The sequence below is a fragment of the Acinetobacter sp. UBA801 genome (genome assembly GCA_002296655.1).
Classification (GTDB): Bacteria; Pseudomonadota; Gammaproteobacteria; order Pseudomonadales; family Moraxellaceae; genus Acinetobacter.
Genome location: DBIN01000004.1, coordinates 1 through 9,418, shown reverse-complemented (window position 1 = coordinate 9,418; position 9,418 = coordinate 1). Strand labels below are relative to the sequence as shown.

Genomic DNA, 9,418 nt, shown 5'->3' with positions numbered 1-9,418 from the left:
GCACTTCAAGTTTTACTCTGCCCTACTACAGGCAACTAAAGTAATGCCTAGAAACAAAGCAATAACCAAAGCAATGCAGGATCGAAATAACATGCTTTTTCTCCCTTGCTCAAAAGTTCATTGTAGAATGTAAGGCAAGAAAAAAATGTGGTGATTCGATAAGTGGCAGGAAAAAGAAAGGCTGAACAGAATTTTGGAAGTGAACGTAAAAAAGCCACTCCGAAAGTGGCTTTTGCTTACTCTAAAACTTAGCGTGCGCGGTAAGTGATGCGACCCTTTGTTAAGTCGTAAGGTGTCATTTCAACTTTCACACTGTCGCCCGTTAAAATGCGAATATAGTGTTTACGCATTTTACCAGAAATGTGAGCAATCACTTCATGACCGTTTTCTAAACGTACACGAAACATAGTATTAGGAAGCGTTTCGGTGACAACGCCTTCGAACTCGATGAGTTCCTCTTTATTGGCCATAGCCTACCTGAGTATCAAATTGGAAAGGCGCAAATTATAGGCAATTTTTCTGAAAAAATCAAGATGCTTTACCCTATACGCCGCGCATCTGTTAGTAAAATAAGCGAATCATCGGTTTATACTTTTTCTGTAAAAATAGGCTTGGGTAGGTTGTCAGTTCGGTCAATCACAGTTAATCTAATTTCAATCTTTTTAAGTATAAATGAAGTACATACAAGGAAGGTTTTTGCGTGGGTCAGCTAACAGATGCATCGGTTGTATTGCGATTAGGCTACCAAGCGATTCGTCGTGCGGGGTTGCCAACCGAAGAAATTTTAACAAAAGCTGGTGTGGCCTTAAATCAGGTCGAAGCCAATGAGCGTACGCCTTTAAATGCACAATATGCGTTTTGGGTTGCGGCTGAGGAAGTCAGTAAAGACCCTGATATTGGTTTACATCTGGGGGAACATTTACCACTTTACCGTGGGCAAGTGATTGAACATTTGTTTATTTCTTCAGAAAACTTTGGTGAAGGTTTAAAACGCGCTTTGGCTTATCAACGCCTAATTAGTGATGCTTTTGATGCCAAATTGGTAGTGGAAGATGGTCGCTGCTATTTAACCAATGGTGTGCAGCCAGGGTCAGAAAATATCGTTAATCGTCATTTTTCTGAATGCGCCATGTCGGGTGTTTTACGATTCTTTAAATTTATTACTGAAGGTCGTTTTCAGCCCATTTATATCGACTTTAACTTTAGTCAAGGCGCTACTGATGATGAATATTTCCGTGTCTTTGAATGTCCTGTGAGTTTGGGGCAGAAAGAAACACGTTTGTATTTTGATCCGAGTATTTTGGATTATCCGCTGTGGCAGGCAGAGCCAGAGTTGTTGCAATTAAATGAACAGTTGGCATTAGAAAAGCTACAGGAACTGGCGCGTTATGATTTGGTTGGTGAAGTGCGCCGTGCTATTGGTTCAACCTTAGAAAGTGGCGAAACTACCTTGGAAACAGTAGCGGCGCAATTGAATATCACACCACGCCGTTTGCGTACACAATTGAGCGAAGCAAATACCAGTTTTCAGCAAATTCTGTCAGATTACCGTTGTCGTTTGGCTAAACGATTATTATCGAATACCAATGAAAGTGTGGAGCGGATTGTATATTTAACGGGTTTTTCAGAGCCTAGTACTTTTTATCGTGCCTTTAAACGCTGGACCAATGAAACCCCAGTGGAATATAGAAAACGAAAACAGCGTTAAATTACCACTTAAGTCCCTCCTAAAAGGAGGGATTTTTTCATTCCTTTAATTTTGTAGATCTGTGGTTTGTCTTCTATAAGGCGGGATTAGGGGGAGGAAAATTTTTAAAAAGAGATTATTCTGGCATGTTTAACCAATGTGGACCTAAAGGAACTTTCGGTAAATCAAACTGTTCAGGATAATGCGCCTGAATAAAATATAAGCCATCGGGCGGGGCGGTAATCCCTGCGGCTTTACGGTCTTGGGCTGCAAAAATTTGGTCAATATGCGCAATGTCATACAAACCTTGCCCAATCTCCAAAAGGCAACCCATGATATTGCGTACCATGTGATGCAAAAAACCATCAGCTTGAATATCTAATACCAAATAATTGCCGTGACGAATTAAGCGGCAATGGCTGACATGACGAACAGGCTGATTGGATTGACACGCTGCGGCACGAAAGCTTTCAAAATTATGTGTCCCTTCAAATTTCTGCGCAGCCGCAATCATTTTTTCGACATCTAAGGGATAATAAGCGTGGGTGACTTGTTTGTGCAGCAAGGCAGGGCGTTGTGGGTTGTTATATACCACATAGCGATAACGCCGTGCCTGAGCCTTAAAACGGGCATGGAAGTCCATATCCATCGTTTTAATCCATTGAATTGCAATGTCTTTGGGTAGTTGGCTGTTGGCTCCCATCAACCAACCACGTTCGGGACGAATGGCATGCGTATCAAAATGTGCCACCATATTGGTTGCATGCACGCCTGCATCGGTACGTCCTGCACCATGTAAAATAATGGCTTCATCGGCAATTTTGCTCAGAACTTTTTCAATGGTTTCCTGCACACTAGGTACGCCTGCTTGCTGGGTTTGCCAACCCCGATACCGAATGCCACAAAACTCAATTCCGATTGCAAAACGCTGCATAATCACCTCAAATCACACTGAAGACTGCCAATGCGCATACCACTGTGCAAGGCTGTCGTATTGTAAATACATTTTTAAGACTTTGGCATAAAGATCTGCATGACTTTGGCAATCACTGATTAAAATTTTACTGTCCTGTAACCACTGGCTGATCGCATAGCATTGCTGCATACCACCGAAAGTGACTTGTGTGGTGAGAATTACGGCACATTGTTGAGCTTGTAAAGCCTGAATTAACGCAATCACTTCGGCATTGACTGCCATATTGCCTGTGCCATAACTTTGTAAAATCAGACAGTGTGGTGGATGCTGCTGTAAGGCCTTTAAATTATCGACCAAAGCGGAAATGGCAATTGGCTGTAACATCCAGTTCAGACAATTAAAGTGTCGGGCCTTTCCAATATGTTGAGTGCTAATGTTGAATGCTGGTTCATTCTGCGATTTGCTCTCCGTGCAAACCAAAGCGGACTGACCTGTAAATGCATTTAACTCGGTGGTGTGTTGTTTCTGTGCTGTCGCGGCATGAATCAGTTGATGATGGAAAGCAAGATATACTCCCTGAGTCACTTGATGAATCTGTTGTAAAGCAAAATTCAGGTTGTCCAATGCATCACTAAATTCACGGGTATCTGTACCTTGTGCATTGAGTAAGGGATATTGGCTACCCGTGAGAATGACATGGGTGCTTTGAGCTAAAAAACGTGCCAAGACTGCGCTGGCATAGCTGAGCGTGTCTGTGCCATGTAAAATGACGAAATGTTGAAAATTATCTTGTTGTAATTTTTGAATATATTGAATGAGCTGTAACCAGTCTGCTGCTGTACAGGCGCTACTGTCTTTAATGACAGGGGCAACAAAGCATTCAATCTCTAAATTTAGTGGCAAAACCTGTGCCAAACGTGGCAAGAATTGCTCGGCAGGCATTGGGCTTAGTGGTTCACCGACACAGCCAAAAGTGCCGCCCATGTAGATTAACGCAATTTTTTTCATCATAAAAAAGCAGCCAAGAATGACTGCTTAATCTTAATCTGATTTGAATTAAGAAGCGATTCGATTCAGTAACTGATCGGCACGTTGGCGTTGTTCAGCAGAATAATTTGCGCCTTGTTCGCTAAGTAAAGCTTTCGCAGCATCATAAGCGCCCAACTCTACATATTGGCTCGCTAAGTCTAAGTTCAACTGAATTTCATCCACTTGAGATAAGTCTGGGAATGATTTCACCAATGGATCATTCAGATCAACATCTGTACCGACAAAGGTTGCAGCAGGTTCAAGTGAAATACTTGGTGCAGCAATGATTTCTGGTTCAGTTGTAGGTTGAAGATTGGTTTCCGCAGCAGGCGTACTGTCAAATGTGAAATTAAAATCAGGTGCAGGTTCAGCTTTTGCTTCAACTGCAGGTGCACTTTCTGGTGTCGAAAAATTGAAGTCCAGACTAGGGGGTTCGACTGCAGCAGCTTCACTGATTGTTGATTCAGGGGTTGTTGTTTCAGGTGCTGCTGTGGTTTCAGCTGGGCTTGGTGTTAAATCAAACGTGAAATCGAGCGGTTTAACTTCCTCAGCAGGGCTTGCACTTGGTTCAGCTGTAATTGCAGGCGCTTCAGTTTTTGCTTCTGCTGCTGTGGAATCGAGTGAGAAATTAAAATCCAGTGCAGCAGGTTCTGCTTTGACTTCAGGTTCGGCTGCTTTTTCTACAACAGGTGTAGCTGCAGGGCTGAAATTTAACGATGAGGTGTCAAATTCTAAAGCTGCTTCAGGTTCTGCAGTTTTATTTGAGGTCAGTTCGTGCTGTAACTGGTCAAAAGAAGCCGTTTGATTTGGCGTACTCACAGGTGCAGTAAAATCTAAGCTGCTTGGAGCTGCTGTCAGCGCTTCATTTGCTGATTTTTCAGCAATATCTTCATGTGCATGACTGGCTTTTTTCGCTTCAGCTTGTGACAGAATATCGTCAAGCTCTAAAGAACGTAAATGATTCAGCAATTGATCAATTGCAAATTCATCTTTTTGTTGTAAATGAATATCAAGCAATAACAAATACAAACCATGCAATGAGTTATCACGTTTTAATGCTTGGTTAATTTGTGCTTCTGCAGCAAAGAAATTACGTTCTTTGATCAGGTTTTCAATGTTGGTTTGGATTTTTACAGGAACAGGGGTAGAGTGTTGTGGTGTTGGAACAACCTCTTCAACCACCACCGATTTCTGGGCAACTTTTTTGGTAGTTGTGGTTTTCTTGGCACTGGTTTTGGCTGGCGCTGCTGTTTTCTTGTTGCTTGGTTCGGCTTCTTTACTTGCTTCACGCTTTTTCAAGAAAATTGCGATCACCAGTAATAAAATAAACGGAATCACATAAATCAGCATGTTTATACCCCTTGAGGATGTGGTCCCTGTTTGACCTTATCCCAAAAAAATCATTGTGTGTAACATTTAGTGTTTTGGCTTATTTGCGGCTTGTTGTTTTTGCAATTGTTGTTGCAGTTCGGCAAGGCGCGCGTTGAGTAATTGAATTCTGTGATCCTTTTGACGTAATGCCAATTCTAATTCTGTTACGTTTCTCTGTAATTTAACGGTTTTCTCACGGGATGTCATAACTTTTAATGATAAGTCACCCGAAGTTTGTGTGGATTGTGTGTTCTTCTTGGCAGAACCGTGGCTAGAGTCTTGTTGATTCTCTGCTACAAGGCTCATTTCTGCTTGATTTAAACGATATTTGGCTTTGCCTGATTGTGGTGCGCTAGCCGTTTCTGGTTTTGGAATTCCGGCTTTTTTCTCTGGCTTGGTTCCAGTTTGTGCATGTAAATTTAAGGTCGCCCCGCGACGTAAACGATTAGCATCACCTTGAATAAAAGCATGTTCATTATTGGCTTTAATTTGTTGCATCACTTCAGCAACAGGGCGATTGTTTTCTACCGCAATGCGTGACGCAATGGTCCATAATGATTCATTCGATTGAACTACATGTTGGTTATTGAGTACAGGCTTGGCTGTGACAGGGTTTGGTTTAGCCTGTGCAGCGGCTGTTTGTGTAGGCTTTTTCGCGGCAGCAGCAGGCTGAGTTTGTGTCAGTTGATTCGTGCGTTGCTGTTCAGCAAATTTTTGCACTAGTGGATCAGCCGATTGATGAGCGGTGGCTGTAGATGTTGTCGGTGTTGGGTAGTTATTTGTCTGCGCTGGCGCTGTTTTTGAAGCAACCACATTCGTATTTTCACTTGCTGCGCTACGGCTAGGCACAGTTTGAATTACAGTTACTGCTTGATGGTTTAATACCGGTGGTGTTTTGCGTTGAATGGTTAACGGTGCTTCAAAGGCTTGTTGTTCAATTGCTTTGGGTGTTTCAGCCTGATAGGTTGCACTTACAGGTAAATTTAAAGCAATATCTTGCTCATTTACAATCATGATAGGTGTTAAAGCTTGTTCATTGCTGCGTTGCATAGCGGCCAATGGAGCAGGTGAACTGCGTTTTAATGGTGTGTGAATATGTTGCAGGTGGGTTGCATTGCCTTCTTTAATTTTAACTACAATATTCAACTCAGACTCAGTTAACGGTCGAGATGAAGTAATGGTGATGACCCCTGTGCCGTTGCTATTACGGCGTGTAAAAAAGTTAAGATGACCTGGTGGACGGTGACTCGCACCAATTGACATCAGATCTTCTGGCGTAGCTAAACTGACATCAATCGCTTCATTAACATTCGATTGACGAAAGTTGATTTCCGCATAGAGCAACTCCCCAGTTGTTGACTGAATTTGAATCGGGTCAACATTCATTGCATACATTTGCTGTGAAGCCAGAATAGATAAAATAGCGATCTTTAATTTGTTATATACAGTCATCTTAATTGTTAGCTCGGTCATTTATCGCAAGGCGAAAAGGATAGAGTAGCGAGTTGTAGGTAGATTGTAAAATATTAACACACCGATTACATAAAAAAAGCCAGTCAAAATTTGACTGGCTTTTTAGTGCTAGATCACAACATCAAAATGATTGAGTGATAAAGCGAGTGTTTAGGCGTTTTTGTAATCAATTAAGATGCGAAGCATACGGCGTAATGGCTCAGCAGCACCCCAAAGTAATTGGTCACCTACAGTGAATGCACCTAAGTACTCTTTGCCCATGTTCATTTTACGCAAACGACCCACAGGAACAGTTAATGTACCAGTCACAGCTACAGGTGTCAGATCAGTCATAGATGCTTCACGAGTATTTGGCACAACTTTAGCCCATTGACTTGATTGACGAATCATATCTTCAATTTCGTTCAGTGGAACGTCTTTTTTCAGCTTCAACGTGATTGCCTGAGAGTGACAACGCATTGCACCAATACGCACACAGTGACCATCAATTGGAACGATCTGCTGATTGCCTAAAATCTTGTTGGTTTCAACCTGGCCTTTCCACTCTTCTTTTGACTGACCGCTTTCAAGCTGTTTGTCGATATATGGGATGAGAGAACCTGCTAAAGGCACACCAAAGTTTGCCGATGGGAAACCTTCACCACGTTGTAATTCGGCAATTTTAGAGTCGATGTCTAAAATTGGTGAACGTGGATCATCCAACAAGTCTTTGGTGTTGTTATACAAGTAGCCCATACCTGTGATCAGCTCACGCATATTTTGCGCACCTGCACCAGAAGCTGCCTGATAGGTCATTGAAGTTGCCCATTCCACCAAATTATTTTGGAATAATGAACCTAAGCCCATCAACATAAGAGAAACAGTACAGTTGCCGCCCACAAATGTTTTGGTGCCATTCACCAAACCATCTTTAATGACATTCATGTTAACTGGATCAAGTACGATAATCGCTTCATCATCCATACGTAGGGTAGATGCAGCATCAATCCAGTAACCATTCCAACCTTCTGCTTTAAGCTTCGGGAAAACGGCAGAAGTGTAATCACCACCTTGACAGGTAATAATGACATCCATTTGCTTCAGACTTTCAATATCTGTTGCATCCATAAGTGCTGGGGCAGTCTTACCACCAAACGCTGGTGCTTCACCGCCAGCATTACTGGTAGAGAAATAGAATGGCTCAAAATGAGCAAAATCATTTTCTTCAACCATACGTTGCATAAGGACGGAACCGACCATCCCGCGCCAACCGACCAGACCTACTTTCATGTCACTTTGCCTCGGTGCGTTAAAAACAATAAAGGAATGTAAGTCTATCAAAAGGGGACGCAACTGCAAGCATTACATGAACAAAACATGAGTATTATTGAGTGAAATCTCTTGTTTGTGTTACATACAAAATTGATAACTTTGGTTTTCATGTAAAACGACAAAAAATACAAAAGAGTAAAGCAAGATGATTTGGGTAGAAGGGCTTGCAATATTAGTCATTTGGTTAAGTTTTTGGTCACTGATTCCACGTGATGAATGGTGGATTCGGGGCGCAGACTTTCCACGGTTACAAATTTTGTTTTTAGGCATCATTGCCTTTGTTTTGCTGCTGATTTGGGAGCAGGCATGGGATGTGTCTAGCCTAGTGATTTTGATTGGACTAATTGCAGCTTTGGCTTATCAGCTCAAAATGGTCTTGCCCTACACCCTGCTATGGAAAAAACAAGTCAAACAAGTCCGCCCAGAACAGCTAAATCCTGAAAAACAGATTTCCTTAATCGTATCCAATGTTTTGACACCGAATCAGAAATATCATCTTTTAATTGAACATATTCAAGCCTTAAAACCAGACTTGGTGTTGACTTTAGAATCTGATTTGGCATGGCAGCAAGCCTTGTCTGTGATTGAAGCTGACTATCCTTATCGAGTCGCTGTGCCTTTAGATAATTTATATGGCATGCATTTGTATAGCCGTTTGCCGTTACAAAACAGTGAAATCAAATTTATTCTGAGTGATGAAATTCCATCTATTCATACCAGTGTGATTTTGCCTTCGGGGCAACCTGTACAGTTGTATTGTTTGCATCCCAAACCCCCGAGTCCGACTGAAGCCAAAGATTCAGTTTTAAGAGATGCAGAATTGTTGATTGTAGGCGATCAAATCAAAGATTTAGATGAAAGCTGTATCGTGATGGGGGATTTAAACGATGTGGCATGGTCGCGGACGACGCGCTTGTTTCAGCGGATCAGTGGTTTGCTCGACCCGCGCGTTGGGCGGCACTATATCAATACCTTTCATGCCGATTATCCTTTATTACGTTGGTCATTAGACCATGTTTTTCATAGTACCGACTTTGCTTTGGTCAAAATGAAACGCTTAGCACATATCGGTTCAGACCATTTTCCTGTGTATGTGGTATTACAAACTGGGCGGGTGTTTGATCGAATTCAAGATGAATTGCCGCAAACTGATGCCGATGAGCAAGAAGCACAGGACGCGATTCAGGAGGGGATTGAAAAAGCAGAGCGAGAAGAAAAGATTGTGACAGATGAAATTGCACAGCGGTATAAAGAGCAGGGTAAATCGGTTTAGAAATCAATCGAAAATTGTACGAAATAGCTTACACGGATTTAGGCGCATGACGCATATTTTATTCTGATTGATCTAGTTAAGATTAATTCATCAGCACAAGGACTCGGGAAAGGAATATCCCATTAAGGAAGACGACGCTGATGGATGAACATCAAGGATATGATGTAGGTAAGGAATGCCACATAATAAAATAACAATAAGTTTTGAAAGCACAACCTCATGAGCCCGAGTTTTACAGGATGTAGAACTCGGGCGATGATTTTTTAGGGATTGGTTTTTTATTTTCATTAGACTTCTTGCGTTAGTCAAATTTTAAGCAGTCAAAAGCTATATTTATAAGGTTTTAGCCAATTCAAAA

Annotated in this window: 8 protein-coding genes; 2 read left to right on the top strand and 6 right to left on the bottom strand. The window is 41.8% G+C overall.

Going from position 1 to position 9,418, the window contains the following annotated elements; translation table 11 throughout:
* Positions 1–248: 248 nt before the first annotated feature.
* The gene (infA, locus tag B2W49_RS00380; RefSeq protein ID WP_001284370.1) at positions 249–470 is read right to left on the bottom strand and encodes a translation initiation factor IF-1; all 222 of its coding nucleotides are present in this window, start codon (positions 468–470) and stop codon (positions 249–251) included.
* Positions 471–700: 230 nt separating this feature from the next.
* On the opposite strand from infA, the gene B2W49_RS00375 reads away from it, so the two are divergent.
* Complete coding sequence (locus tag B2W49_RS00375) at positions 701–1,708, top strand: AraC family transcriptional regulator (RefSeq protein WP_019836002.1); 1,008 nt, start codon at positions 701–703, stop codon at positions 1,706–1,708.
* Between the two features lie 115 nt (positions 1,709–1,823).
* On the opposite strand, the gene truA is transcribed toward B2W49_RS00375, so the two are convergent.
* The 5 genes from truA to asd form a co-directional block, all read right to left on the bottom strand.
* Positions 1,824–2,621, bottom strand: coding sequence for a tRNA pseudouridine(38-40) synthase TruA (gene truA, locus B2W49_RS00370; RefSeq protein ID WP_291331434.1), 798 nt, complete (start codon positions 2,619–2,621; stop codon positions 1,824–1,826).
* A 12-nt stretch (positions 2,622–2,633) separates the two neighbouring features.
* Positions 2,634–3,614, bottom strand: coding sequence for an asparaginase (locus B2W49_RS00365; protein WP_291331432.1), 981 nt, complete (start codon positions 3,612–3,614; stop codon positions 2,634–2,636).
* Positions 3,615–3,659: 45 nt separating this feature from the next.
* Positions 3,660–4,982 (bottom strand): fimbrial protein FimV, encoded by a 1,323-nt coding sequence (locus B2W49_RS00360; RefSeq protein ID WP_291331430.1) that lies wholly within the window; start codon positions 4,980–4,982, stop codon positions 3,660–3,662.
* Between the two features lie 66 nt (positions 4,983–5,048).
* Positions 5,049–6,455 (bottom strand): type IV pilus assembly protein FimV, encoded by a 1,407-nt coding sequence (locus B2W49_RS00355; protein WP_291331428.1) that lies wholly within the window; start codon positions 6,453–6,455, stop codon positions 5,049–5,051.
* Positions 6,456–6,626: 171 nt separating this feature from the next.
* Complete coding sequence (asd, locus tag B2W49_RS00350) at positions 6,627–7,745, bottom strand: aspartate-semialdehyde dehydrogenase (protein ID WP_004976115.1); 1,119 nt, start codon at positions 7,743–7,745, stop codon at positions 6,627–6,629.
* Positions 7,746–7,932: 187 nt separating this feature from the next.
* Between asd and B2W49_RS00345 the strand changes: the two genes are divergently transcribed.
* The gene (locus tag B2W49_RS00345) at positions 7,933–9,060 is read left to right on the top strand and encodes an endonuclease/exonuclease/phosphatase family protein (protein WP_291331413.1); all 1,128 of its coding nucleotides are present in this window, start codon (positions 7,933–7,935) and stop codon (positions 9,058–9,060) included.
* The last annotated feature ends 358 nt before the right edge of the window (positions 9,061–9,418 follow it).

Bases quoted from the DNA above. Each gene is read 5' to 3' on its own strand.
- infA (WP_001284370.1), bottom strand. From the start codon at position 470: ATGGCCAATAAAGAGGAACTCATCGAGTTCGAAGGCGTTGTCACCGAA.
- truA (WP_291331434.1), bottom strand. From the start codon at position 2,621: ATGCAGCGTTTTGCAATCGGAATTGAGTTTTGTGGCATTCGGTATCGG.
- B2W49_RS00365 (WP_291331432.1), bottom strand. From the start codon at position 3,614: ATGATGAAAAAAATTGCGTTAATCTACATGGGCGGCACTTTTGGCTGT.
- B2W49_RS00360 (WP_291331430.1), bottom strand. From the start codon at position 4,982: ATGCTGATTTATGTGATTCCGTTTATTTTATTACTGGTGATCGCAATT.
- B2W49_RS00355 (WP_291331428.1), bottom strand. From the start codon at position 6,455: ATGACTGTATATAACAAATTAAAGATCGCTATTTTATCTATTCTGGCT.
- asd (WP_004976115.1), bottom strand. From the start codon at position 7,745: ATGAAAGTAGGTCTGGTCGGTTGGCGCGGGATGGTCGGTTCCGTCCTT.
- B2W49_RS00345 (WP_291331413.1), top strand. From the start codon at position 7,933: ATGATTTGGGTAGAAGGGCTTGCAATATTAGTCATTTGGTTAAGTTTT.